23 protein-coding genes are annotated in these 24,859 nt (G+C 40.3%); 18 read left to right on the forward strand and 5 right to left on the reverse strand.

Annotated features, from left to right (window positions below; all coding sequences use genetic code 11):
* Positions 1-49 precede the first annotated feature (49 nt).
* Both sucA and znuC read right to left on the reverse strand, forming a co-directional pair.
* On the reverse strand, positions 50-2,860 hold the full coding sequence (gene sucA / locus NYR63_RS02530) for a 2-oxoglutarate dehydrogenase E1 component (protein ID WP_279458038.1): 2,811 nt from the start codon (positions 2,858-2,860) through the stop codon (positions 50-52).
* Between the two features lie 223 nt (positions 2,861-3,083).
* Positions 3,084-3,902 carry a zinc ABC transporter ATP-binding protein ZnuC gene (gene znuC, locus NYR63_RS02535; protein ID WP_279458039.1) on the reverse strand — a complete coding sequence of 273 codons (819 nt, stop codon included), beginning with the start codon at positions 3,900-3,902 and terminating at the stop codon, positions 3,084-3,086.
* A 204-nt stretch (positions 3,903-4,106) separates the two neighbouring features.
* Between znuC and mepM the strand changes: the two genes are divergently transcribed.
* From mepM to NYR63_RS02575, 8 genes are all read left to right on the forward strand, one after another.
* Positions 4,107-5,612 carry a murein DD-endopeptidase MepM gene (gene mepM, locus NYR63_RS02540; RefSeq protein ID WP_279458040.1) on the forward strand — a complete coding sequence of 502 codons (1,506 nt, stop codon included), beginning with the start codon at positions 4,107-4,109 and terminating at the stop codon, positions 5,610-5,612.
* An 18-nt stretch (positions 5,613-5,630) separates the two neighbouring features.
* Positions 5,631-6,326 (forward strand): bifunctional protein-disulfide isomerase/oxidoreductase DsbC, encoded by a 696-nt coding sequence (gene dsbC, locus NYR63_RS02545; RefSeq protein WP_279458041.1) that lies wholly within the window; start codon positions 5,631-5,633, stop codon positions 6,324-6,326.
* Positions 6,327-6,417: 91 nt separating this feature from the next.
* Positions 6,418-8,133 (forward strand): single-stranded-DNA-specific exonuclease RecJ, encoded by a 1,716-nt coding sequence (gene recJ, locus NYR63_RS02550; protein ID WP_279458042.1) that lies wholly within the window; start codon positions 6,418-6,420, stop codon positions 8,131-8,133.
* A 92-nt stretch (positions 8,134-8,225) separates the two neighbouring features.
* A complete protein-coding gene (locus NYR63_RS02555) occupies positions 8,226-9,044 on the forward strand; it encodes a pyridoxal phosphatase (RefSeq protein WP_279458044.1) in 819 nt (272 codons plus the stop codon).
* Positions 9,044-10,759, forward strand: coding sequence for a nitrate/nitrite two-component system sensor histidine kinase NarQ (gene narQ, locus NYR63_RS02560; protein WP_279458045.1), 1,716 nt, complete (start codon positions 9,044-9,046; stop codon positions 10,757-10,759). The genes NYR63_RS02555 and narQ overlap by 1 nt, the downstream gene beginning before the upstream one ends.
* Before the next feature lie 28 nt (positions 10,760-10,787).
* Positions 10,788-11,306, forward strand: a complete 519-nt coding sequence (locus tag NYR63_RS02565) for a GNAT family N-acetyltransferase (protein WP_279458046.1) — start codon at positions 10,788-10,790, stop codon at positions 11,304-11,306.
* Between the two features lie 39 nt (positions 11,307-11,345).
* Complete coding sequence (gene rdgB / locus NYR63_RS02570; RefSeq protein ID WP_279458047.1) at positions 11,346-11,942, forward strand: RdgB/HAM1 family non-canonical purine NTP pyrophosphatase; 597 nt, start codon at positions 11,346-11,348, stop codon at positions 11,940-11,942.
* A gap of 27 nt (positions 11,943-11,969) precedes the next feature.
* Positions 11,970-12,290: a YbjQ family protein gene (locus tag NYR63_RS02575; protein ID WP_005622442.1), complete on the forward strand. Its 321-nt coding sequence runs from the start codon at positions 11,970-11,972 to the stop codon at positions 12,288-12,290.
* 105 nt (positions 12,291-12,395) lie between these two features.
* On the opposite strand, the gene NYR63_RS02580 is transcribed toward NYR63_RS02575, so the two are convergent.
* On the reverse strand, positions 12,396-14,066 hold the full coding sequence (locus NYR63_RS02580; RefSeq protein WP_279458048.1) for a formate--tetrahydrofolate ligase: 1,671 nt from the start codon (positions 14,064-14,066) through the stop codon (positions 12,396-12,398).
* A gap of 100 nt (positions 14,067-14,166) precedes the next feature.
* On the opposite strand from NYR63_RS02580, the gene NYR63_RS02585 reads away from it, so the two are divergent.
* From NYR63_RS02585 to NYR63_RS02625, 9 genes are all read left to right on the forward strand, one after another.
* Complete coding sequence (locus NYR63_RS02585; protein WP_279456315.1) at positions 14,167-14,613, forward strand: YcgN family cysteine cluster protein; 447 nt, start codon at positions 14,167-14,169, stop codon at positions 14,611-14,613.
* Positions 14,614-14,703: 90 nt separating this feature from the next.
* Positions 14,704-15,453: an SDR family oxidoreductase gene (locus NYR63_RS02590; RefSeq protein ID WP_279442398.1), complete on the forward strand. Its 750-nt coding sequence runs from the start codon at positions 14,704-14,706 to the stop codon at positions 15,451-15,453.
* A 124-nt stretch (positions 15,454-15,577) separates the two neighbouring features.
* The gene (gene trpB, locus NYR63_RS02595; protein ID WP_279458049.1) at positions 15,578-16,768 is read left to right on the forward strand and encodes a tryptophan synthase subunit beta; all 1,191 of its coding nucleotides are present in this window, start codon (positions 15,578-15,580) and stop codon (positions 16,766-16,768) included.
* Position 16,769: 1 nt separating this feature from the next.
* Positions 16,770-17,576 carry a tryptophan synthase subunit alpha gene (gene trpA / locus NYR63_RS02600; RefSeq protein ID WP_279458050.1) on the forward strand — a complete coding sequence of 269 codons (807 nt, stop codon included), beginning with the start codon at positions 16,770-16,772 and terminating at the stop codon, positions 17,574-17,576.
* A 272-nt stretch (positions 17,577-17,848) separates the two neighbouring features.
* The gene (locus NYR63_RS02605; protein ID WP_279458051.1) at positions 17,849-18,748 is read left to right on the forward strand and encodes a helix-turn-helix transcriptional regulator; all 900 of its coding nucleotides are present in this window, start codon (positions 17,849-17,851) and stop codon (positions 18,746-18,748) included.
* A gap of 18 nt (positions 18,749-18,766) precedes the next feature.
* Positions 18,767-19,729, forward strand: a complete 963-nt coding sequence (locus tag NYR63_RS02610; protein ID WP_279458052.1) for a hypothetical protein — start codon at positions 18,767-18,769, stop codon at positions 19,727-19,729.
* Positions 19,730-19,732: 3 nt separating this feature from the next.
* Entirely contained in the window at positions 19,733-20,143 is a 411-nt protein-coding gene (locus tag NYR63_RS02615; RefSeq protein ID WP_279458053.1) for a hypothetical protein, read from the forward strand.
* Positions 20,143-20,391, forward strand: a complete 249-nt coding sequence (locus NYR63_RS02620; protein ID WP_279458054.1) for a YkgJ family cysteine cluster protein — start codon at positions 20,143-20,145, stop codon at positions 20,389-20,391. Before NYR63_RS02615 ends, NYR63_RS02620 begins: the two co-directional genes overlap by 1 nt.
* An 83-nt stretch (positions 20,392-20,474) precedes the next feature.
* Complete coding sequence (locus NYR63_RS02625) at positions 20,475-21,140, forward strand: HEPN domain-containing protein (RefSeq protein ID WP_279458055.1); 666 nt, start codon at positions 20,475-20,477, stop codon at positions 21,138-21,140.
* 73 nt (positions 21,141-21,213) lie between these two features.
* On the opposite strand, the gene NYR63_RS02630 is transcribed toward NYR63_RS02625, so the two are convergent.
* Together NYR63_RS02630 and NYR63_RS02635 are read right to left on the reverse strand one after the other, a co-directional pair.
* Complete coding sequence (locus NYR63_RS02630; RefSeq protein WP_279458056.1) at positions 21,214-21,507, reverse strand: hypothetical protein; 294 nt, start codon at positions 21,505-21,507, stop codon at positions 21,214-21,216.
* Positions 21,508-21,515: 8 nt separating this feature from the next.
* Positions 21,516-21,800, reverse strand: a complete 285-nt coding sequence (locus NYR63_RS02635; protein ID WP_279458057.1) for an ADP-ribosyl-(dinitrogen reductase) hydrolase — start codon at positions 21,798-21,800, stop codon at positions 21,516-21,518.
* 180 nt (positions 21,801-21,980) lie between these two features.
* On the opposite strand from NYR63_RS02635, the gene polA reads away from it, so the two are divergent.
* Entirely contained in the window at positions 21,981-24,854 is a 2,874-nt protein-coding gene (polA, locus tag NYR63_RS02640) for a DNA polymerase I (RefSeq protein WP_279458058.1), read from the forward strand.
* Positions 24,855-24,859 lie beyond the last annotated feature (5 nt).

The raw sequence follows: 24,859 nt of genomic DNA on the forward strand, positions 1-24,859 counted from the left end.
ACGAACCGCTTGTTTTAAAGCTTGCAGGTAAGTTACCTACGTTGTTTAGTTAAATCGTTAAAGCATCATCGACAAGTTGTTTCTGTTGCTGAGTATGTAAAGAGGTATAACCTACCGCCGGAGAAGCCGAAGCAGGGCGACCTGCATAAGTTAATTTGGCTTTTTCAGGAATTGAAGCTTCAAAATTATGTTTGCTGCAATACCATGCACCTTGGTTTTGCGGTTCTTCTTGGCACCAAACAAAATCTTTTACGTGAGCGTAAGGTTCAAGCACTTTTTTCATCTCTTCGTACGGGAACGGATAAAGTTGTTCGATACGAATAATCGCTACGTCGGTTTGTTCGTTTTGACGGCGTTGTTCGAGTAAATCGTAATAAACTTTACCGGAACACATAACTACACGTTTTACTTTTTGGGCATGAATATTACTGTCGGTTTCGCCGATAACATTCTGGAATTCGCCTTCAATCAGTTCTTCGAGAGAAGAAACCGCTAATGGATGGCGTAACAATGATTTCGGTGTAATCGCTACTAGCGGACGACGCATTTTACGAATCGCTTGACGACGTAACATATGGTAAGCCTGCGCCGGTGTACTCGGTACACAGACTTGTATATTTTGTTGCGCACAAAGCTGTAGGTAACGTTCTAATCTTGCTGAAGAGTGTTCCGGACCTTGACCTTCGTAACCGTGCGGAAGTAACATCACTAGCCCGCACATTCTGCCCCATTTTTGTTCGCCGGAACTGATAAATTGGTCGATCACAATTTGTGCGCCGTTGGCAAAGTCACCGAATTGCGCTTCCCAAATCGTTAATGTTTTCGGATCGGTTGTCGCATAACCGTATTCAAAGGCTAATACCGCTTCTTCGGAAAGTACCGAATCCCACACTTCAAAACGTCCTTGATTAGCATGTAAATGCGCAAGCGGTACGTAGCCTGTACCATCATTTTGGTTATGTACGACCGCATGACGGTGGAAGAACGTACCGCGACCGGCATCTTCGCCTGATAGACGCACGTGCGTACCTTCATCTAATAAGGTTGCGTATGCCATAGTTTCCGCCATACCCCAATCCAGCAGTTTTTTACCTTCATACATCTCTTTACGGTCACTATAGATTTTTTCGACGCGAGAATGCGGACGTAAACTTTCAGGGTATTCGCATACGCGTTTGGCTAAGGTATGGAAACGATCTGACGGGAATTTGCTCTCATAAGGTGCGGTCCAGTCATAGTTGAGGTATTGTAACCAATCCACTGCCGCCATATCCATTTCACGCCATTCAGGCACGACACGATCACCGTTATCCAGCGCATCACGGTAATTATTCATTATTTCGGTAGCTTGATCTTGGTTTAATACGCCTTCGGCAACCAAACGATCCGCATAGACTTTACGAGGGGTAGGATGTTTTTTGATAATGCTATACATCATCGGCTGTGTAGCTAACGGCTCATCGGCTTCGTTATGACCGTGACGTCGATAAGAAATAAGATCAATAAAAATATCTCGTTTGAATAAGGTACGATATTCCACCGCCATACGAGCGGCGAATGCGACCGCTTCCGGATCATCACCGTTCACATGAATAATCGGTGCTTGAATCATTTTGGCAATATCGGTACAAAATTCGGTTGAACGAGTGTCGTTCGGGTTAGAGGTGGTAAAACCGATCTGGTTGTTGATCACGATACGAATAGTACCGCCTACCTTATAACCTCGTGCATTCGACATATTTAAGGTTTCTTGCACCACACCTTGACCGGCAACCGCAGAGTCACCGTGTACGGTAACGGCCAATACTTTATTATGTTCGGTATCGCGGATACGTTCTTGACGTGCACGAACCGAACCGATAACTACCGGGCTGACGATTTCTAAATGCGACGGGTTAAAGGCAAGGGTTAAATGTACACGTTCGCCGTCCACATCGAAATCGGACGAGAAGCCTTGATGATATTTTACGTCACCGGTACGGTTATCGTCGGCGTGTTTACCTGCAAATTCATCAAATAATTCCGCCGGTCTTTTACCGAGTACGTTTACTAACATATTTAAACGTCCGCGGTGCGCCATACCCATTACCACGTCTTTCATACCTTGGCGACCCGCATGGCGAATGATTTCTTTCATCATTGGAATGAATGCGTCGCTACCTTCGAGTGAGAAACGTTTTGCACCGGGGAATTTCGCACCTAAGTAACGTTCGAGTCCGTCGGCAGCGGTTAATTCGGTAAGTAAATTGACTTTTTCAGCGTGAGTAAACAACGGTTTATTTAAGGTACTTTCAATTTTAGCTTGTAACCAGTTGCGTTGTTCCATATCTTGCACGTGCATAAACTCTAAACCGATTGTGCCTAAATAGGTTTGTTTTAATGCAGCGGCAAGCTCACCGAATTTCATGGTTTCTTTGCCATAGACATACTTACCGATTGTAACGGTTTCGTTCAGATCCGCATCGGTAAAGCCGTGATGGTGATAATCAAGTTCGGGTACGACGGATGTTTTCCAACGATAATAATTGATTGGGTCGAGTTTTGCTTCCAAATATCCGCGGAAACGATGAGCGTTAATCCATTGTAATAGACGAACTTGTTTTGCGCTGGCTTCCGGATCAATCACGGTAACGGATTCGGGGACGTTTTCACGGGCGAGTTTACGGAAATAATCACGTACTTGAGAATGGGGCTGTTCTACGACTTGCGTTTTCGGAAGGGTATCAAAAATGGCACGCCAACTAGCATCGACATTTGCCGGATTTTCGAGATATTGTTCGTAGATTTCTTCAACATAAGCCTGGTTGGAACCGCCAAACGGAGAAGAAGCCAACCAATCTTCAAAATTTTTATGTTGCATATAGACCTAACCTTGTATTGATGTGTTTACGAGTTATGGGCGTCATTATATACGCTAATACGAATAAATTGGATTAAAACTCCGTGTAATTAATCAATTTATAAAGTGATATGCGTATTATGCCTTAAAATATTTGAAAAGAATGTGAGCAAAGTCTTATTTTTAACAAATTAGTAACAAAGCGGTTGAGTTTGTGCATATTTTTACAAAAAAGCTTAAAAATTTAACCGCTTGTTCGGTGGCATTCACATTGACCGCTACATACGTCACCGTGCAAATTATGATGGTGATTATGGTGGTGCGAATAAAATGCGACATTTTTGGCGAATTGGTCGCCGAAGAAATGAATAAAATGCGGATCATTAGTCACCATTTCAGGGGTTCCCGCACAACAGATATGTTTATTTACGCATAAAACTTCATCAGTATTTGCCATCACAATATTTAAATCGTGTGAAACCATCAAAATTGCACAATTTAACCACGAACGGGTATTATTTAATAGTTGATAGAGTTCGGTTTGCCCTGTAATATCCACACCTTGCATCGGCTCGTCCAGAACCAGCAAATGCGGCTTGTTTAGAACTGCGCGAGCAAGTAATACGCGTTGAAGTTCTCCGCCCGAGAGTTTCTGCATACTGTTTTGCGCTAAATGCGTAATAGAAAATAGAGAAAGTGCTTCTTGAATCGCTTGTGCCGTACAATGGGGCTTTAAGGACAAAAATTTCTGAACGGTAATCGGCATTGAATGATCAAGATGTAACTTTTGCGGCACATAACCGACTTTTAAACCTTTTTGGTGAATAACCTTGCCGCTATTTGGCGAAAGTAATTTTAGCAGTACTTTGAGTAACGTTGATTTACCACCGCCGTTAGGGCCGACAATCGTGGTAATGGAATTAGCATAAATCGCTAAGTTGATATTTTGTAAAACCTTCTGTCCATTAAAAGAAACTTCTATTTGTTGAAGTTGAACTAATGGCGCGCCTTTGGCTTTTAATGTAGGGGCGGGTGTAAGTTGTGTAAGTTGTTTAATTTGCATTATGTAAAAAATTTAGGGGTATAATAAATTAGTGATCAAATTAGCGGATTTTTTAGATTCTGACAAGAATGAATTTTAAGAAAGAAATTTTGTCGGATTCTCCTGTAAGAAATAAATGATACGATAGGACATATTTTGCAACACGTTATATTAGCAAGAGATCGGCGTCGAAAAAAATCTCGGTTAAAGGGATTGGTTTTTTTGATGGCGGTCTTATCAATTTTGATTGGTATTGTACTTGCGTTAAAAAATCAACCGTCAATTAATACAACGACAAATTACGATCAATATGTTGTATTAGATGAGCAGCAAGCGGATCAAAAGGATGACCCGGAACAGCCGGAAGATATTGGCGCACAATCGACTGCTTCCGAAAACCAAACTCAACAAACTCAAACGGCAGAGAAAAATGATACGACTGTCAATGTGAATGCCGAGTCGGAAAGTAATAATGAAAATTTCGAAGAAAATAGCGAATTAACGGCGGAAGACGGCTCGGCGACTTCTTATGATGATCTCTTGTCGGAAGACGATGAAGTTGAGGGACAAGAGGGTGAAGTCGCCAAATTAGATAACAAAGAAAATGAAGAAAAATTACCTCAAGAAGCGGAAAAAGTATTAAATGATATTTTAGATGTTGCGGATGAGGCATTACGCATTCAGGATCAATTTAGTTACACCGTCGGCTTGGGCGATAAGCTAAAAGACGTTTTGGAACAGTCGGGGCTAGGTGCCTCTGATGCCCGAGCAATGATTAAACGTTTTCCGGAATTGGCGAATTTAGACGGCGGACAACAGTTTTACTGGATTTTGGATAACCATGGTGAATTGGAATATATGAACTGGTTGGTATCCGAAAAGGAAGAACGTATTTATGAGCGAAGAGACAACGGCAAGTGGGTCTTTCAAAAAATAGAGAAGAAAGGCGAATGGCGACAAGATGTCGTACGTGGTGTGATTAGCGGTAATTTCTCTTCGAGTCTTAAAGAAGTAGGGCTTTCGGAACGTCAAGTAAATCAGTTAGCGGTCGGATTACAGTCACAAATTGCAACCAATAAACTTAAAAAAGGCGATCGTTTCGCAATTTTGGTAAAACGTGAATATATTAACGGGACAGTAACGGAAGTCGGGAATGTAGAAGGCATTCTAATTGTGAGCGGGAAGAAGCGTTATTATGCGATTCAAGCGGATAACGGCCGTTACTATAGTAGTCACGGTGAAACGCTTAGCAGAGGATTTGCTCGTATTCCGTTATTATTTAATGCGAGAGTGTCTTCACATTATAACCCTAAACGTTTACATCCGGTCACTCGTAGAGTAAGACCGCATAACGGAGTGGATTTCGGCATACCGACGGGAACACCGATTATTGCACCGTCGGACGGGGTAGTAGAACATATCGCCTATCAGGCAAGAGGTGCGGGGCGTTATATTAAAATTCGTCACGGTCATATTACTACGGTTTATATGCATTTAAGTAAAACCTTGGTAAGGGTCGGACAAAGTGTAAAAAAAGGTGAGCGTATTGCCTTATCCGGAAATACGGGGGCTTCGACCGGACCGCACTTACATTATGAGTTTCATCTTAACGGACGCCCGGTTAATCCGATGACGGTTAAGTTACCGGGTTCGAATTCGGGAATGGCGGATAAAGAACGTAAAAAATTCTTAACGCGTGCCAAATATGTTGAAGCAAAATTGAAATTATAATCTGAAGGATATTTAATCATGAAAAAAAAGGTAACGGCATTATTCTCTGTGTCTTTAATGGGGTTATTCGCATCTCCCGTTATGGCTGATGATATGAATCTTGTTAAAACGTTAGAAAGTATGGGGGCAACGAATGTTAAAATCAGTGATTCGGCGTTACCCGGCTTTAGAACCGCCGTTTCGAATGAAGGTGTCGTACAAATTAGTGAAAACGGACGTTTTGTAATTCAAGGTCAAGTATTTGAGCTTAAAAATGGTAAAGCGGTTAATATTACTAATAAATCATTACTAGCGGATTTAAATTCTTTGGAAAAAGAGATGATTATTTATCCGGCGAAAAATGAGAAACATGTAGTTACCGTGTTTATGGATATTACGTGTCACTATTGTCATTTAATGTTCCAACGTATAAAAGAGTATAATGATTTAGGCATTACCATTCGTTTCCTTGCTTTCCCTCGTGGCGGTATGAATACGCAAACAGCAAAACAGATGGAAGCGATTTGGACGGCAACGGACAAAGTGAAAGCACTAAATGATGCGGAAAACGGTACTTTACCGAAAGAAGTGAAAACGCCGAATATCGTAAAAAAACACTATGAACTCGGCATTAAATTCGGTGTAACCGGAACGCCGAATATGGTAGATGACGCCGGTCAGTTAATTGCCGGTTATGTCGAGCCGAAAGAATTACTTAAAATGTTAAGCGAATAGCATTAATTTCTTGAATACAAGCGGTCTGATTTTGTAAAATTTTTGCAAAATTAAACCGCTTGTTTCATTTATACAAAAAGAAGAATAACTCGTGCAAAAGCTAATCAAACAACGATCTCAATTAACTTCGACGATCCTATCGGATAATCCTTTATTAAATCGCTTATATCAAAGTCGAGGAATTCATTCCGTTCAGGAATTGGAGCGATCTTTACAATATCTTCATCGTCCGCAACAACTGGCAAATATTCAGCAGGCGGTAAGTTTATTGGTTGAAGCTTTTAAGCAACAATCTCGTATTGTGATTGTCGGCGATTTTGATGCGGACGGTGCAACTAGTACAGCTTTAACCTTATTGGCATTACGCCAATTAGGCTTTGAAAATGTAGATTATTTAATTCCGGATCGTTTTTCTCAAGGATACGGTTTAAGTGTTGCCGTGGCTGAGATGGTATTAGCAAAAGGTACGGATTTAGTGGTTACGGTTGATAACGGCATTTCGTCGTTTGAAGGTATAGCATTATTAAAATCGCATAATATTAAAGTATTGGTTACCGATCACCATTTACCCGCGGACACCTTACCGAATGCGGATGCAATGGTCAATCCGAATTTAGCCGATTGTAACTTTCCTTCAAAATCGCTTGCCGGAGTTGGTGTCGCATTTTATGTAATGCTTGCCTTACGTAGCCAAATGCGTGAAGAACAATTATTTTCGGGAAAAGAACCGAATTTAGCCGAGTTATTGGATCTCGTCGCATTGGGTACGGTCGCGGACGTCGTACCGCTTGATCACAATAATAGAATTTTAGTGCATCAAGGATTAAATCGAATCCGCTCGGGGCATTGCAGGGTAGGGATTAGATCATTGGCGGAAGTAGCTAAACGTGATCTAACATCACTACAAGCCAGCGATCTGGGCTTTGCTATTGCTCCTCGGTTAAATGCGGCAGGACGTTTGGAGAATATGTCGCTTGGTGTAGAGTTATTAATTGCGGAAAATATGGAGATTGCCCGCCGATTAGCGTTTGAATTGGACAGTCTAAATCAGACTCGTAAAGAATTTGAGCAAGAAATGAAAACCGAAGCGTTGGCGATTTGTGCGACTTTACCGAGTTTAATGCAAAAAGAGCAAGCGCACGGTATCACTTTATATCAAGCGGATTGGCATCAAGGTGTGATTGGGATTTTGGCTTCACGTATTAAAGATCAATTTCATCGACCGGTTATCGCCTTTGCTCAAGAAAGTGAAGATAGCGAATATTTAAAAGGTTCGGCTCGTTCTATATCGGGATTGCATATGCGTGATTTATTAGAGCGGATTGATGTGAAATATCCGGATTTAATTATTAAATTCGGCGGTCATGCAATGGCGGCGGGTTTAACCATTCATCAAAATAATTTTCTTAAATTTCAGCATATATTTGATGAAGTGATTGATGAAATAATTGAGCCGGAACAATTACAAGGGGTAATTTATACCGATGGTGAGTTATCTTCGAACGAATTGAATCTTCAAGTTGCGGAATTATTACAACAAGCCGGACCTTGGGGGCAAAGTTTTCCCGAGCCGATATTTGAAGGCGAGTTTAAAATATTGCAACAAAGGGTATTAGGCGGTAAACATTTGAAATTAATGGTAGAAAAACCTTACGGCGGATTATTTGATGCGATTTGGTTTAATGCGGATTTACGTGCTTTCCCCGATTTGTCAATTAAATCGGCCAGACTTATTTATAAACTGGATATTAATGAGTTTAAAGGAAATAAAAATTTACAATTAAGAGTAGAAAGTATCGTTATCTAGAGTGGAATAATTTACAGTTTCTCTTTAACTGGAGTAAAATAAGGGCTGCTCTATAAAAGCAGCCCTTATTACGTCTATACAGGAGAAAATTTATGACCTACCAAGCTATTGCTTTTGATCTCGACGGAACCCTTCTTAATCCCCAAGCAACCATTCTAGAATCCAGTAAACAAGCGATACAAAAGGCTCGTGAAAAAGGCATTAAAGTTTTCTTCGTAACAGGACGTCATCATACCGCCGTTCGTCCCTATTATGCGGAAATCGGCTTGGATACGCCGGTAGTGTGTTGTAACGGAACTTATTTATATGATTTCCAGCACGATAAAGTGCTATCCGGCAAGCCATTAACCGCTGAGCAGGCTTCACGTCTAATTAATGACGCTAAATCTCAGGGTATCCATACGGCGGTTTATTTTCGTGATGCGATGACTTACGAGCAATTAAATCCTCATTTTGCGAAATTGCAGCAATGGGTTGCCTCTTGTCCGGAATCTGTTCGCCCTAACGTTTATCAATTAGAAAGTTTTCAGCAAGAGATCGATAAGGGTACTACGGTTTGGAAAGTACTTATTAGTGATCCTAATCTCGAAAAAATGCAAACTTTTGTTAAAAAGTTACCGCTTGAACAGTTTAGTCCGGAATGGTCTTGGGTTGATCGCGTAGATATTACCAGTGTGGGGAATAGCAAAGGTGCTATGTTGGCGGAGCTATTAAAAATGGAAGGTATTGATCCTCGGAATGTGATTGCCTTCGGTGATAATTTTAATGATATTTCCATGCTTGAACTTGTTGGATTGGGTATTGCTATGGGCGATTCGGAAGAAGAAGTCAAACAGCGCGCGGATAAAACAATCGGTTCTAATCGTGAAGACAGTATTGCTAAAGCCTTAACGGAATTACTTAATCTATAATGAACAAACCGGTTAATTACGCTAAGTATTCGATTGCTCGCCGTATCGGATTTTATTTCCTTGTTATGATTGCCTTTGCCTCTTTAATCAGCGGCATTTCACTCAGCATTATGTGGAGTAATAAATCGGATGCGGGTTTAATCAATGTTTCCGGCTCATTGCGGATGCAGAGTTATCGTTTTCTTTATGAAATGGAACATCATCCGCAATCTATTCCTGCTCGTTTAGCCGAATATCGTCAAAGCTTGAATTCTCCGGAAATTCAGGATTCGCTAGAGCATAAATGTTTATTGCCGAAAGAAGTCACGCAAGCCTATATAAAGTTACAAGAAAACTGGCTGGAAATGGAGTCTTTCATCGTTAAACGGGATAGAAATTCCTATGAGGCGAACATAGAAGGCTATGCAAATCAAGTGAATAATTTCGTTTGGCAGTTACAAGAATTTGTCGAATTGAAATTGAAAGTAGCGATTGGCGTGATTGCCGTCTCTATGTTATTGATTATTGCCTTAGCTTATTTTGGTGTATGGTACACCCGTAAACGGATTATCACGCCGCTTAATCAATTGGTTACGGCGAGCCAGCAAGTTAAAAATGAAGATTTTGATCATATTCGACTAGCGGTAGATGAGCCGAATGAACTCGGGCTTTTATCTTCTGCGTTTACGCAAATGGCGAGCGAGTTGGCTAAACTCTATGCTTCTCTGGAAGAAAAAGTTGAAGACAAAACACGGCGTTTAATGGCGGTTAATCGCTCGTTATTGGTGCTTTTCCAATGTTCTCAATTACTGACTGCCAAACCCGTTAATCAAAGCGTATTGTTTAAAGTATTACAAACGATTCTGGATAACGAACAATTACGAGCCATCGAAATTCAGGTCTATGGTGCGGATTATTGGAATGTAACGATTGATAATGCACCGGAACAAGACTGGCAGTTTAATGAAATTGCAATTGAAAATGAAAAACTGGCTTTATTACGTTGGAAACCGTCATTACTTTGTCCGGATGAACGCCTAATTCAAAACGTATCGGAAATGATCGGACGTAGTCTTTATGTATTGCAGGTACAAAAGCAGCAACAACAATTGCTGTTAATGGAAGAACGTTCGATTATTGCACGAGAGCTGCATGATTCGCTGGCACAATCTTTAACTTTTTTCAAAATTCAGGTGAGCCTATTAAAACGTAATGGTGAAACCAAACAAGATTGGGAAAAACAAAAAGCGATTCTCGATGATTTTGAAAAAGCGTTGAATGAAGCATATAGTCAATTACGAGAATTACTTTCTACGTTTCGTTTAACTATTGAGGAAGCTAATCTTACTCATGCGTTAGAACGAGTGTTGGATTCGTTACGTATTCGAACATCGGCTCAAATTCGTCTGAATTGCAAACTGCCTTCGCAAATTTTTAGTGCGCAGCAACAAGTTCATGCGCTACAGATTGTGCGTGAAGCGGTCATTAATGCGATTAAACATGCTAATGCAACGGAAATCTATGTGGTGGCGGAAACCAATGCCGATGGTGAACATTGCTTAATTATTCGTGATAACGGCAAAGGTATTGCAAGTGATATTGAGCCGGAGGGGCATTACGGGCTAACGATTATGAAAGAGCGAGCCGCCGAATTAAAAGGCGAGTTTAGCATTAAGAACCGCCCGGAAGGCGGTGTCGAAGTGATGGTTGTATTACCAAATATGATAACCGCATAATTTTTTATTTTTTAAAGGAAGGCACTAAATGCAGATTCGAAAATCGACGGAAGCGGATTTCGAAACAATTTTAAATATTTATAACCAAGCGATTCCGACTCATCAAATTACGGCGGATTTAGAGTTAGCAACACCGATTAATCGTCGCGCTTGGTTTGACTTTCATTTAACCAGCGAACAATACCCGATTTGGACGGTAGAAGATGAAAACGGTATTGCCGGCTGGTTTAGCTTTTCACCGTTTTATGAGCGACCGGCGTTTGTACATACCTCTGAGATCAGTATTTATTTAGATAGTAGTGCTAAGGGCAAAGGCTACGGCTCGAAGATCATTGAATTTATGCAAGCGGAAATGTTAAAGCATAATATTCATACCCTAATGGCATATGTGTTCGAATTAAATCAAGTCAGCCAAAATCTGATGCGTAAGCACGGCTTTGAGCAATGGGGCAGATTTCCGCATATTGCCAATATGGGGAAAGATGAACAAGGGCAGAATAAATGGCGAACGTTATTGATGATGTCTTACCAAAAAGGCATTGAATAAGCGGTCATTTTTTATCAAATTTTTGCAAAAGGAACAGAAATGGAACGAACTAAAGTCGTGCTGGCTACGGGAAATAAAGGCAAAGTCAAAGAAATGGCGGATGTGTTAGCGCAATTTGGCTTTGATGTAGTGGCACAAAGTGAATTCGGTATCGCATCACCGGAAGAAACCGGTTTAACTTTCGTTGAAAATGCGTTGTTAAAAGCACGCTATGCCTCAAAAATGACCGGATTACCGGCAATTGCGGATGATTCGGGACTGGCGGTGGATGCGTTGGGCGGCGCACCGGGGCTTTATTCCGCGCGTTATGCGGGCGAAGAAGGCAACGATCAAGCAAATCGTCAAAAATTATTAGCTGAAATGCAAAATGTTGCAGATGAAAAACGTGGTGCGAAATTTGTCAGTTGTATCGTTTTTCTACAACACGAAACTGATCCGACACCGAAAATTGCCTTAGGCGAATGTTTTGGTGAAATTTTACGTGAAGAACGCGGTCAAAATGGCTTTGGTTACGATTCTCTATTCTTCTATCCGCCCAAAAATTGCAGTTTCGCTGAGTTAGAAACCAGTGAGAAAAAGAAAATTTCACACCGTGCAATTGCACTGGATGTGTTAAAACAACAGTTACTAAAGTAAACGAAGTGACGTTTACGAGGAGAAAATATGATTATTACCACCACACCAACTATTGAAGGTCACCAAATCACTGAATATAAAGGTTTAGTGTTTGGCGAAGTGGTTTCCGGTGCCAATTTTATTCGTGATTTTTTTGCGAGTATTACTGATGTGATTGGCGGCCGTTCAGGTGCTTACGAAAGCAAGTTAAATAGTGCCAGACAAGAAGCGTTAGCCGAATTGGAAAAAGAAGCGAAACGTGTCGGTGCCAATGCGGTGGTTGGTGTTTCGATGGAATATCAATCAATGGGTGGCGATAAAGGCATGTTTATTGTGGTCGCAACCGGCACGGCAGTGGTGATTCGTTAGATCTAACAGATTGTACGCATCCAAGCGGTCATTTTTTACTGCTTTTTTGCAAATTATCCTATAAAAAATCCCCGCATTTGGCGGGGATTTTTATATTCATTACGTTTAGAATAAACCGGTAATCAAACCGTTTTCATCGACATCAATACGATTTGCCGCCGGCACTTTCGGTAAGCCCGGCATACGCATAATGCTACCGCAAATCGCAACGATAAAGCCGGCACCGGCAGAAACACTAATACTGCGTACGGTAACAGTAAAACCGCTTGGGCAACCGAGTAATTTGGCATTATCGCTTAATGAATATTGTGTTTTCGCCATACAAATCGGTAATTTATCTAAACCTAATTTTTCCAGATTTTTAATTTCCGCTAAGGCTTCGGCACTAAAATTCACATCATCCGCACCATAGATTTTTTGTGCGATTGCTTTGATTTTGTTTTGCACGCTTTCATTTACGTCATAGACGAAATTAAAACGATTTTGTTGTTCATCAATCGCTTTTAACACTTTTTGTGCTAAGTCCACACCACCGGCACCGCCTTTACCCCACACTTCAGTGAGCGATACTTCCACGCCTTGTTCCGCGCAAGCGGTCTGAATTAGGGCTAATTCCGCATCGGTATCGGATACAAAGCGGTTCAATGCGACCACAACCGGTAAGCCGAATACATTTTTGAGGTTACTGATATGTTTAAGTAGATTTGGTAAACCTTGTTGTAAAGCGGTTAAATTTTCTTCAGCTAAATTCGCTTTTTCAACACCGCCGTTATATTTCAGCGCTTTTACCGTGGCAACGACCACAGCCACATCCGGTTTAAGATCAGCTAAACGGCATTTAATATCACAGAATTTTTCTGCACCTAAATCCGCACCGAAACCGGCTTCTGTTACTGCATAATCGCCTAAATGTAATGCTAAACGCGTTGCAGTAACCGAGTTACAACCGTGAGCGATATTGGCAAACGGACCACCGTGAATAAAGGCTGGGCTGCCTTCAATCGTTTGTACTAAATTCGGTTTAATCGCATCTTTCAACAATGCCGCCATTGCACCGTGCGCATTTAAATCTTTTGCATAAACCGGTTGTTTGTCAGTGGTGTAAGCAACTAAGATATTACCTAAACGTGTTTTTAAATCGGCAAGATCTTTAGCTAAACAGAAAATTGCCATCACTTCCGAAGCCACAGTAATATCGAAACCGTCCGGACGAATCACACCGTCTGTCGGATTACCCAAACCGCCTAATACGTTACGTAATTGACGATCGTTCATATCAATTACACGACGCCATAACACACGTTTGGTATCAATATTTAACGCATTGCCTTGGTAGATATGGTTATCCAATAATGCCGCTAATAGGTTATTGGCACTGGTGATAGCGTGGAAATCGCCGGTAAAGTGTAAGTTGATATCTTCCATCGGCAACACTTGTGCGTAACCGCCGCCAGCCGCACCGCCTTTCACGCCGAATACCGGACCTAATGACGGCTCACGTGCCGCAACCACAGCATTTTTACCAAGCTGGTTTAACGCATCGGTTAAACCGATAGTTACGGTGGTTTTTCCTTCGCCTGCCGGAGTTGGGTTAATGGCGGTAACTAAAATTAATTTACCGTTTTTAGCCGGTAATTTGAAAGCATCCGCCGGATTAATTTTCGCTTTATATTTGCCGTATTGTTCGATTTGATCGGCATTTAAACCTAATTTTTCCGCAATTTTATTAATAGGCTGCATAATGGCAGCTTGAGCAATTTCTACATCGCTTTTCATTCATCCTCCACAGTGGCAAACGTTTGCTTTTTTAAACCCTGCTAGAATATGCTAAAATCCGTTTAAAATAAAGAACTGTAACAGATATTTAACAAAAAAGATGACGAATCAATTAACTCCAAACTTTTGGCAAACAAAAAGCCTGATTGAAATGAATGATGCAGAATGGGAAGCATTGTGTGACGGTTGCGGAAAATGTTGTTACCGCAAATATATTCAAGGCAGAGGAAAACGAGAGCGCCTATATTACACTTCGGTCGCTTGTAATTTACTGGACGTGAATAACGGACGTTGTACCAATTATCCGAACCGTTTCAAAATTGAGCAGGATTGCACAAAATTAACCAAGAAAAATTTGCCTGATTTCGGTTGGTTGCCGAAAACCTGTGCCTACCGCTTACTTTATGAAGGTAAGTCGTTATTTGATTGGCATCCGTTGATCTCTAAAGATCCACAATCGGTAAAAAAAGCGAATATTCTCATTCCAAACGGAATTCATGAAAAAGATGTGATAGATTGGTTTGAATTTGTGATTGATGAAGTTTAAGCTAATAAGCGGTCATTTTTTGTAAAAAAATTGCAAAATATGACCGCTTGTTATTTGTATAATTTGAAAAATGATAAGAGGGCAAACACAATGAAAACAGCATTAGTTACTGGGGCAACGGCAGGATTCGGCTTAGCCATTTGTAAATTACTGATTAAATCAGGTTATAAAGTGATTGGTACCGGCAGACGTAAAGAACGTCTTGCCGAGTTACATTCGCAGTTAGGTAATAATTTTTTACCGCTTGCATTTGATGTCAGTGATGAGGAGGCTACCACTCAAGCCTTAAATAATCGCCCGGCAGGCTGGCAAGCGGTGGATTTATTAGTCAATAACGCCGGATTGGCATTAGGGTTGGAACCGGCTTATAAAACCGATTTAAAAGATTGGTATCAGATGATCGATACTAATATTAAAGGGCTAGTGACGGTTACTCGTTTGATTTTACCGGAAATGGTAGAACGTAATAGCGGGCATATTATCAATTTAGGTTCAATCGCCGGTAATTATCCTTACCCGGGCGGTAACGTTTATGGCGGCACAAAAGCCTTTGTTAAACAATTCAGCCTCAATTTACGTGCGGATTTAGCCGGTACGAAAGTACGTGTGACCAATGTAGAGCCCGGTTTATGTGGCGGTACGGAATTTTCGAATGTACGCTTTAAAGGTGATGACGATAAAGCGGCAAAAGTGTATGAAAACGTGAATTATGTCGCACCGGAAGATATTGCCAATATTGTGTTATGGCTGAATCAACAACCGGAACATGTCAATATTAATCGTATTGAAGTAATGCCGGTGGCGCAAACTTTCTCTCCACTTGCGGTGTCAAGAGGCTAATTCACTTACCAAGAGCGGTCTAAATTAGACCGCTTTTAAATTCTTAAAAGAAATTTTTACTTGCATACCGTGGAGTTATGTACTATTTTAATAGTACATAATATTTTTATAGAGAGAACACGCTATGTCAAACACACTCCTTAATCCTTACTTCGGCGAATTTGGCGGAATGTATGTTCCGGAAATTCTGGTACCGGTCTTAAAACAACTCGAAGCTGCTTTTGTTGAAGCACAAAATGATCCGTTATTCCAAGCGGAATTTACCGACTTATTGAAAAACTACGCCGGTCGCCCGACCGCATTAACGCTTTGCCGTAATCTTACCAAAGGAAGTAAAACCAAACTTTATCTTAAACGTGAAGATCTGTTACACGGCGGCGCACATAAGACTAACCAAGTATTAGGACAAGCCTTGTTGGCAAAGCGCATGGGCAAAACCCGTATTATTGCGGAAACCGGTGCCGGCCAGCATGGGGTGGCAACAGCATTAGCCTGTGCAATGTTAGATTTACCTTGTGTCATTTATATGGGCGCTAAAGATGTGGAACGCCAATCACCGAACGTATTTCGTATGCGTTTGATGGGCGCGGAAGTGATTCCGGTACAAAAAGGTTCTTGCTCATTAAAAGATGCTTGCTGTGAAGCAATGCGTGACTGGGCGGCAAACTATGAAACAACCCATTACTTAATCGGTACGGCGGCAGGCCCGCACCCGTTCCCGACAATGGTACGTGAATTTCAGAAAATGATTGGCGAAGAAACTAAACGTCAAATTTTAGAAAAAGAAAATCGCTTACCGGATGCCGTAATTGCTGCGGTTGGCGGCGGCTCGAATGCAATCGGAATGTTTGCAGATTTTATTGAGGAGAAAAGTGTACAACTGATTGGTGTAGAACCGGCTGGAAAAGGCATTGAAACCGGCGAACACGGCGCACCGCTTAAACACGGTACAACCGGCATTTATTTCGGAATGAAATCGCCGATTATGCAAACTAAAGACGGGCAAATCGAAGAATCTTATTCGATTTCAGCAGGGTTGGATTTCCCATCCGTTGGGCCTCAACACGCCTATCTAAATGCCACGGGCAGAGCGGAGTATGTCTCAATTAGCGACCAAGAAGCATTAGAGGCTTTCCAAGCACTAGCTCAGCACGAAGGGATTATTCCGGCCTTGGAAAGCTCACACGCGTTGGCTTACGCACTAAAACTGATTACACAAAATCCGGATAAAGAGCAGCTTTTGGTTGTGAATCTCTCCGGTCGTGGCGATAAAGATATTTTTACCGTAGATAAAATTTTAAATGGGGGAAACTAATATGAGCCGTTTTGATACTTTGTTTGCTAATTTAAAAGCAAAAAACGAAGGGGCATTTGTACCATTTGTTACCCTCTGTGATCCGGATTTTGATCGTTCGTTTGAAATTATCGAAACACTGATCGCCAACGGCGCAGATGCATTAGAACTTGGTTTCCCATTTTCAGATCCTTTATTGGACGGCCCGGTGATTCAAGCAGCGAATAAACGTGCATTAGACGGTAGCTACAGCACCGATGCGTGTTTTGAAATGATTGCCAAAATTCGCTCAAAATATCCTGAGATTCCTATCGGATTGTTACTGTGTGCCAATTTAGTATTTGTGCCGACTCAAGACGTATTTTTCAAGCGTTGCGCCGAAACCGGCGTTGATGCAGTGTTAATTGCTGATGTGCCGGTACTTGCCGCCGAAGAATTTACGCAAACTGCTAAAAAATACGGTATTCAATCAGTCTTCATTTGTCCGCCAAATGCAGATCAGGCAACGATCGAACGTATTGCACGTTTAACCGAAGGCTATACCTATTTGGTTTCTCGTGCTGGCGTGACCAGTGCCGAGAACCAAGCGCATGCTAAAAATTTAGATAATCTTATCGAATGCCTCAAGCGGTCAAATTCTGCGCCGATTTTGCAAGGCTTTGGAATTGCAAAACCTGAGCAAGTCAAAGAAGCGTTAGCACTTGGCTGTGACGGTGCGATCTCTGGCTCGGCGATTGTGAAAATTATCGAACAGAATTTAGATAACCAAACGCAATTACTTAGCGAATTAGCGGAATTTGTTAAAGTGATGAAAGCGGCAACTCGATAATTAAGGGCGATTTATAAAATAAAGACTACGCAGAATATAAATAATGATTTTTACGTAGTCTTTTTTATGAAATCTTATTTTCCACTTGACCCATACGTTAAATATACAAATAATTTACCTTACCTTACCTTACCTTACCTTACCTTACCTTACGGGTATTCCCTGTAAGATAATCATAAATTGAAATTTATAAAAAATAAATTTTATCACGACACGACCTGTCACTTTCACTTGCTAAAGTACATACAAATCAGCTTACTTTAGGATTTCCAATGGAAAATACCCATAACCATAAATTAGCAATGCGTTTAGGTGATATCCTTACTCGCCTGAATCAAGGTGAACGACTTGATATTCAAGCACTTGCCGAAGAGTTTCGAGTAAATATTCGTACTATTCAACGTGATTTCAATGAACGCCTTGTCTTTCTGAACTGGGAAGAACAAGGTCCTCGCTATTATAAATTAGATCGCCACCAATTCGGTTATTTGCAACAGGAAGAAATTCTCCGTTTTGCTAATTTTGCCAGCATTGCTAATTTATTTCCTCAAATTGACCGTGAGTTTTATCAAGCAAGCCTCACGCACTCTATTTATGTTAAAGGCTATCAATACGAAGAAATCAGCCATCTTGAAAAAGAGTTTAATCTATTAAAACAAGCGATTACCAATCACCAAGTTATTCATTTTCAATACTACAAAAGCGGTCAAAAAACGGCAAAATTTTACCAAATTTGTCCCTATCGTTTAATCAATAAAAATGGCATTTGGTATTTAATCGGCACAGAAAATAATAAGCAAAAAACATTCTGTTTTACGCAAATTTCAATGCTAAGAACTTTATCCGAACACTTTGAACCGAATCAAAAGATTCTTGATGAAATTGCACAAAACGACAGTATTTATTTAGGTAATCAGCTCCCTGAAGTGGTAATCAAAGTTGCCCCTAAGGTCGCGCATTATTTTACCAGACGTAACTTACTCCCAAATCAAGAATTACTTCACAAATTAGATGACGGCGGTTTATTACTTGCTTGTAAAAACGTAAATGAACAGGAAATTATTCCCCTTGTTCAATATTGGATCCCGCATTTAACGATTATTTCGCCTATCAAATTACAAGGCGTAATGATCGAAAAATTGCAGGAATTTATTAATTTAAATAGTTATTAATACTAAGGAGCATTTATTATGGCTATTCCATTTATTATTGGCGGTATTGCTGTTGCAGCAGGTCTTGTTGGTGCTAAAAAAGGCTTTGATGCTAAAGAAGATTTTGATAGAGCAGAACGAATTGGAAAGAGAGCTCAAAGAAATCACGAAGAAGCTAAAAGTAAATTAGATACAGCTCGTAAAAATACAAATACTGTTTTGGAGGATTTGGGCAAAACTAAAGTAGCAGTATTTAATGAACAATTTAAATTCTTAGTTGATTTTTCTAAAAAATTAAAAGGATCTTCTTCTGCAAAATTGAAAGGGTTTGATGAATTTATTACACCTATTCAATTAAAAGAAATGGAAAAAATGGTTTCTATTCCTTTAGAACTCGATAAAAATCTAGGATCTTCCGCAGTAGGTGGTGCATTAGCGGGCTTGGCAGCTTATGGAACAGCAGGAGCGGTTGGAGCCGCTTCAACAGGTACAGCAATAACTGCGTTATCAGGTGCTGCAGCTAAAAGTGCAACATTAGCTTATTTAGGTGGAGGGTCATTGGCAGCAGGAGGTTTAGGAATGGCTGGTGGTATGGCTGTATTAGGTGGAGCTGTATTAGGTCCTGCTCTTGCAATTGGTGGTTTTTTGATGGCAAGTAAAGCTGAAGAAGCCGTTACTGAAGCCTATAATTATGAAGCCAAAGTTGATAAAGCCGTTGCAGAAATTGATCGTTCGGTAACGTATTTGGCTGGAATAAGAGCTAACGCTAAAGAAATGGAAAATATCATCACTAGTATGGTCAAACGTTTTGAAGAAAACAAAGTGACATCAATACACGCAAGTGATTCTCAAATTGAGAAAATGTTTGCAGTAGGGAAAGCTCTTAAACAGTTAATTGATACGCCTATTTTAACGGCAGATGATAAACCAGTATCTGATCTAGTTACAAGAATTCAGAAAGCAGTTTCTTCTACAGGTTTCTTAACCTATAAAGGAGCATAAATTATGGTATCTACAGCATTAATTAATGGAGCAAAATCATTAGTTCCTCACGTTTTAAAGGCTTCAGACGCTTTTAAAGGATTAAAAGAAAGCTATGAACATTTTAAAATGGTTGAACAGCGTGAAATGACTACTCGTGAAGCAATTTGGGCAAATAGAGATGTTGAGTTAGCCCGAATTAAATCGCAAAAAGAAATTTTAGAGTCATATCTAAAAGAAATTTTTAAAGAGCGTAGGGATATGCTCAATAATACATTTAAAACTCTAGATAAAGGATTAGAAACTGGAAATTTAGAGATAATCAATATGGCATTATCTTCTATTGTTTCAATTGCTAAAGAATCTCCATTGGCACAGGCTAGACAAATGTTAGCAGATGTAAAAAATCCTAACGTGAAGTCAATAGATTGGTAATGACATCTTTCCCCTGCACCGCTTGTGGCAAATGCTGTCGCCGTGTGAATCTAAGTGAGCAAACCGCTTTTTTAGATCGTGGTGATGGTATTTGTCAGCACTTTAATACAGATACAAACTTGTGCAATATTTATGAAAATAGACCGCTTGTTTGCAGAGTGGAGGATTATTATAAAACATATCTTAGTGATATTTATGAATGGGATGAGTTTGTTAGAATGAATTTAGCCATTTGTGAGAAATTATAATTAGCCTTTGCATATCGATCTGAATCTATAAATAATCCTTTCTTATGTGATAAACTAACCTCATTTAAATAAGTGAGGTTAGTATGTCCTTTCAACAAACACTTAACGAATTAGAATCTTTCTACAAAACCAATCGAGATATTCAAGGCTATAACGATAATTTCCGTTTGCGTATTCATCGTTCGCTGAGTTGGCTGAAAAAAGTGAGTGTGGCAGAAGATTTAGATACGCAATTTATCGCTTTATGGATCGCATTTAATGCAGCGTATGCTCGAGATTTAGATGATATTGCGAGAGATAGAGCAACTTTTAATGAGTTTCTTTTACGTATCTGTCTGTATGATGATGAGAAGGTAATTTATAACATTATCTGGAAGAAGTTTTCTAACTCAATTCGTATGCTAACGGATAATCAATATATTTTTCAGCCGTTTTGGGATTTTCATAACCAAAAAATCACGGAAAAAGAGTATCGTGTTGAAGAAATGAGAGAGCGAGAAAAATTACTTTCCTCTTTAGAAAAACAGAATACCGAACGATTGTTAGATGTATTGTTCCGTCGTTTATATACGTTGCGAAATCAGATTTTACACGGCGGTTCAACGTTTAACAGTAAGGCAAATCGGGAACAGTTACGAGATGGATGCGATATTTTGATTGCTTTCATTCCGGCTATGTTAGAGATTATGATGCAGCATCATAATGATTTGGATTGGGGAAAGCCTTTCTATCCTTATATTCAGGCATAAAGTTTTTTCTATGACAAGCGGTTAAATCCTCTAAAAATTTTGCAAAATTTAAAGGGGATTTAACCGCTTGTGTTTAAGCTGCATTATGTAATTTGGCGAGATCTTCTTGAATCTTTTCATTAGCTAACATTCGTTTTTCAGACTCAACGAAACGCGTTAGGATTTGTTTGATTAGAGGTTGATAGCCTAGTCCGTGAAGTTGGGCGATATCTTTGAGATCTTGAATTAATCCCTTAGATAAGCGAATTGAGATTGGCTGTAAAGCAAGTAGTTCTTCTAACATTTCTGGCGTTGTATGAGTTGAACGTTGTACAAATTTTTCATCTTTCCCAAGTTCTCTGTTTTCCCATTTTTCAATATTTTGCATACTTACCTCTATTTATATTTTTCGTAAATTCGAATTTCTTCCGTATTAGGGCGATAAGCTGTTCGAATATAAATGTCGTTATTTTTTCGAATAAAACAGACTTTGAGTTTTATTCCCCTATTGGTCTCCGCAATAAACCATTCTGTTGGCGGATCACTCAAATGTTCTTCACGAGTATCAATTAAAAATTGTCCGTTTATATTTGAAAATGCTTCGAGAATTTCTGTTTCCGGATCAGAAAGTCCATGCTTTTGAATCAATTTTAAATAAATTTGATATGAGATTATCAGCATTTTTTACCTTTGTATATACAAATTTAAATCAGATAAATTGAGAATAAGTTTTTCCTTTTATTCTTCAATCGGCAAAAACGATTTTTTCGATATAACTCGAAAAGTTATCGATTTCTTCAGATTTAAGTAGAAAAATCCGCTATAATCACGACAATTTTCATTTCTAAAATAAAGGTTAAAATGGCTACAATTGCTCAAAATCCACTCGTTCTTGTGGACGGTTCTTCTTATCTTTATCGTGCGTTTCATGCGTTTCCGCCGCTGACTAATAAAAATGGTGAGCCGACGGGGGCGATGTATGGCGTGTTAAATATGCTGAAAAGTTTGATAGCTCAGGTTGAGCCGAGCCATATTGCGGTGGTTTTTGATGCTAAGGGTAAAACCTTCCGTGATGAGTTATTTGAGCAATATAAATCGCATCGTCCGCCGATGCCGGATGATTTGCGTGCGCAAGTGCAGCCGTTACATACGATTATTAAAGCGTTAGGAATCCCGTTGATTTCAATTGAAGGCGTGGAAGCGGATGACGTGATCGGTACGCTTGCGGTGCAGGCGGCGAATGATGGCAAAAATGTGTTAATCAGTACCGGCGATAAAGATATGGCACAACTGGTGAACGATCACATTATGCTGATTAACACGATGAACAATACCTTGCTTGATCGTGAAGGCGTGATTGATAAGTACGGTATTCCGCCGGAGCTGATCATTGATTATTTAGCATTGCAAGGCGACGCTTCGGATAATATTCCTGGTGTGAAGGGCGTGGGTGAGAAAACCGCATTAGGCTTGCTGCAAGGAATCGGCTCATTAAAAGAGATTTATGCGAATTTGGATCAAGTGGCTACGCTTTCGTTCCGTGGCGCTAAAACACTTGCACCGAAATTAGAAGCGGAGAAAGAAGCGGCGGATCTATCTTATTTGCTTGCGACAATTAAGACCGATGTTGAACTGGAAGTCACCCATGAGCAATTAGTGGTACAACAGCAAAAACGTGACGAATTAGTTGAGTTATTTGGGCGTTATGAATTTAAGCGTTGGCTGAATGAAGTGATGAATGATGCCAATCCGGTTACACAAAATCCAGCAGAAAAAATGCCTAACAATTATCAAGCGACCGCTTCAGTACCACAAGCGGTCGAAACTGAGCAAACTTTTGCAAAAGTGGAGATTGATCGTAGCCGATATGAAACGGTAACCACAATGGAGCAGTTGCAGAGTTGGATTGAAAAGATCAACCAAGCAAAATTAGTGGCGGTGGATACCGAAACCGATAATTTAGATTCTATGTCGGCAAATTTAGTCGGGATTTCATTCGGTTTGGCTAACGGCGAAGCCTGCTATATTCCCTTAACACACAAAGAACAGGTGACACTTGAGCCTCAACAAAGCGATCTGTTTGCCGAGCCGGCAGAAGCGGAAACGACCACAAGCTTTGAACTTGCAAAAAATCAGCTAAATTTAACCGCTTGTTTAACCGAACTTAAGCCGTTATTAGAAAGTGAGGATGTGAAAAAGATCGGGCAAAACATTAAATACGATCTGACCATTTTTGCTAATCACGGTGTGCAGGTGGCAGGCGTTGCATTTGATACGATGCTGGAATCTTATACGCTAAATAGTACTGGTCGTCATAATATGGACGAATTGGCGGATCGCTATTTAGGGCATAAAACGATTGAGTTTGAAGAGATCGCCGGTAAAGGTAAAAATCAGCTGACATTCGATAAAATTACGATTGATGTCGCATCTAAATATGCGGCGGAAGATGCGGATGTCACGATGAAATTACATCAGGTACTTGCTCCGGAATTAGACAAAACGCCGACACTGGTTAAGTTGTTTAATGAAATTGAAATGCCGTTGGTTGAAGTACTTTCTCGTATTGAGCGTAACGGTGTATTGATTGATCCGGAAAAATTACTGGCGCAATCGGCAGAAATTGAACAGCGTTTAGCTGAGGTGGAACAGTTAGTACATAGTGAAGCCGGTGAAGTCTTTAATCTTGCTTCTACCAAACAATTACAAGAGATTTTGTTTACTAAACTCGGTTTGCCTGTCTTGAAAAAAACACCGAAAGGAGCACCTTCTACCAATGAAGAAGTGTTGGATGAATTAGCAGGGCAAGGGCATTTAGTACCGAAATTATTAATGGAACATCGAGGTTTAAGTAAGTTGAAATCGACTTATACCGATAAGTTACCGTCAATGATTAATCAAAAAACAGGTAGAGTGCATACCTCTTATCACCAAGCGGTAACGGCGACCGGTCGTCTTTCATCGAGCGATCCGAATTTACAAAATATTCCGATCCGTAATGAAGAAGGCAGACGCATTCGCCAAGCGTTTATTGCCCGTGATGGCTATAAAATTGTCGCAGCCGACTATTCGCAAATTGAGTTGCGTATTATGGCGCATTTGGCAAGTGATGAAGGAATGATTGCCGCCTTCGCCGAAGGCAAAGATATTCACCGTGCAACGGCAGCGGAAATTTTCGGTTTAGCGTTGGATCAAGTGACCGGTGAGCAACGCCGTAGTGCTAAGGCGATTAATTTCGGCTTAATTTACGGTATGTCGGAATTCGGTTTATCAAACCAGTTAGGCATTTCACGTGCCGATGCGAAAAAATATATGGAACGCTATTTCCAACGTTATCCGGCGGTTCAACAATTTATGACCGATATTCGCGAGAGTGCGAGTGAAAAAGGGTATGTGGAAACACTTTTCGGCAGACGTTTATATTTACCTGAGATTAAATCCAGTAATGCAATGCGTCGTAAAGCGGCGGAACGTGTCGCAATTAATGCACCAATGCAAGGCACGGCAGCAGATATTATCAAAGTAGCGATGATTGGTATCGATAAAGCGATTCGAGGCGATGACAATATTAAAATGATTATGCAAGTGCATGATGAATTGGTGTTTGAAGTGAAAGAAGAATTGATCGAACATTACAGCCAATTAATTAAAGCGGAAATGGAAAAAGCGATTCAGCTTAAAGTACCGTTAATTGCCGAAGTCGGCGTTGGCGATAACTGGGACGAAGCGCATTAATTTTG

This window comes from Actinobacillus genomosp. 1 (assembly GCF_029774175.1).
In the GTDB taxonomy this organism is placed as follows: domain Bacteria; phylum Pseudomonadota; class Gammaproteobacteria; order Enterobacterales; family Pasteurellaceae; genus Actinobacillus.

Bases quoted from the DNA above. Each gene is read 5' to 3' on its own strand.
- sucA (WP_279458038.1), bottom strand. From the start codon at position 2,860: ATGCAACATAAAAATTTTGAAGATTGGTTGGCTTCTTCTCCGTTTGGC.
- znuC (WP_279458039.1), bottom strand. From the start codon at position 3,902: ATGCAAATTAAACAACTTACACAACTTACACCCGCCCCTACATTAAAA.
- mepM (WP_279458040.1), top strand. From the start codon at position 4,107: ATGGCGGTCTTATCAATTTTGATTGGTATTGTACTTGCGTTAAAAAAT.
- dsbC (WP_279458041.1), top strand. From the start codon at position 5,631: ATGAAAAAAAAGGTAACGGCATTATTCTCTGTGTCTTTAATGGGGTTA.
- NYR63_RS02555 (WP_279458044.1), top strand. From the start codon at position 8,226: ATGACCTACCAAGCTATTGCTTTTGATCTCGACGGAACCCTTCTTAAT.
- narQ (WP_279458045.1), top strand. From the start codon at position 9,044: ATGAACAAACCGGTTAATTACGCTAAGTATTCGATTGCTCGCCGTATC.
- NYR63_RS02565 (WP_279458046.1), top strand. From the start codon at position 10,788: ATGCAGATTCGAAAATCGACGGAAGCGGATTTCGAAACAATTTTAAAT.
- rdgB (WP_279458047.1), top strand. From the start codon at position 11,346: ATGGAACGAACTAAAGTCGTGCTGGCTACGGGAAATAAAGGCAAAGTC.
- NYR63_RS02575 (WP_005622442.1), top strand. From the start codon at position 11,970: ATGATTATTACCACCACACCAACTATTGAAGGTCACCAAATCACTGAA.
- NYR63_RS02580 (WP_279458048.1), bottom strand. From the start codon at position 14,066: ATGAAAAGCGATGTAGAAATTGCTCAAGCTGCCATTATGCAGCCTATT.
- NYR63_RS02585 (WP_279456315.1), top strand. From the start codon at position 14,167: ATGACGAATCAATTAACTCCAAACTTTTGGCAAACAAAAAGCCTGATT.
- NYR63_RS02590 (WP_279442398.1), top strand. From the start codon at position 14,704: ATGAAAACAGCATTAGTTACTGGGGCAACGGCAGGATTCGGCTTAGCC.
- trpB (WP_279458049.1), top strand. From the start codon at position 15,578: ATGTCAAACACACTCCTTAATCCTTACTTCGGCGAATTTGGCGGAATG.
- trpA (WP_279458050.1), top strand. From the start codon at position 16,770: ATGAGCCGTTTTGATACTTTGTTTGCTAATTTAAAAGCAAAAAACGAA.
- NYR63_RS02605 (WP_279458051.1), top strand. From the start codon at position 17,849: ATGGAAAATACCCATAACCATAAATTAGCAATGCGTTTAGGTGATATC.
- NYR63_RS02610 (WP_279458052.1), top strand. From the start codon at position 18,767: ATGGCTATTCCATTTATTATTGGCGGTATTGCTGTTGCAGCAGGTCTT.
- NYR63_RS02615 (WP_279458053.1), top strand. From the start codon at position 19,733: ATGGTATCTACAGCATTAATTAATGGAGCAAAATCATTAGTTCCTCAC.
- NYR63_RS02620 (WP_279458054.1), top strand. From the start codon at position 20,143: ATGACATCTTTCCCCTGCACCGCTTGTGGCAAATGCTGTCGCCGTGTG.
- NYR63_RS02625 (WP_279458055.1), top strand. From the start codon at position 20,475: ATGTCCTTTCAACAAACACTTAACGAATTAGAATCTTTCTACAAAACC.
- NYR63_RS02630 (WP_279458056.1), bottom strand. From the start codon at position 21,507: ATGCAAAATATTGAAAAATGGGAAAACAGAGAACTTGGGAAAGATGAA.
- NYR63_RS02635 (WP_279458057.1), bottom strand. From the start codon at position 21,800: ATGCTGATAATCTCATATCAAATTTATTTAAAATTGATTCAAAAGCAT.
- polA (WP_279458058.1), top strand. From the start codon at position 21,981: ATGGCTACAATTGCTCAAAATCCACTCGTTCTTGTGGACGGTTCTTCT.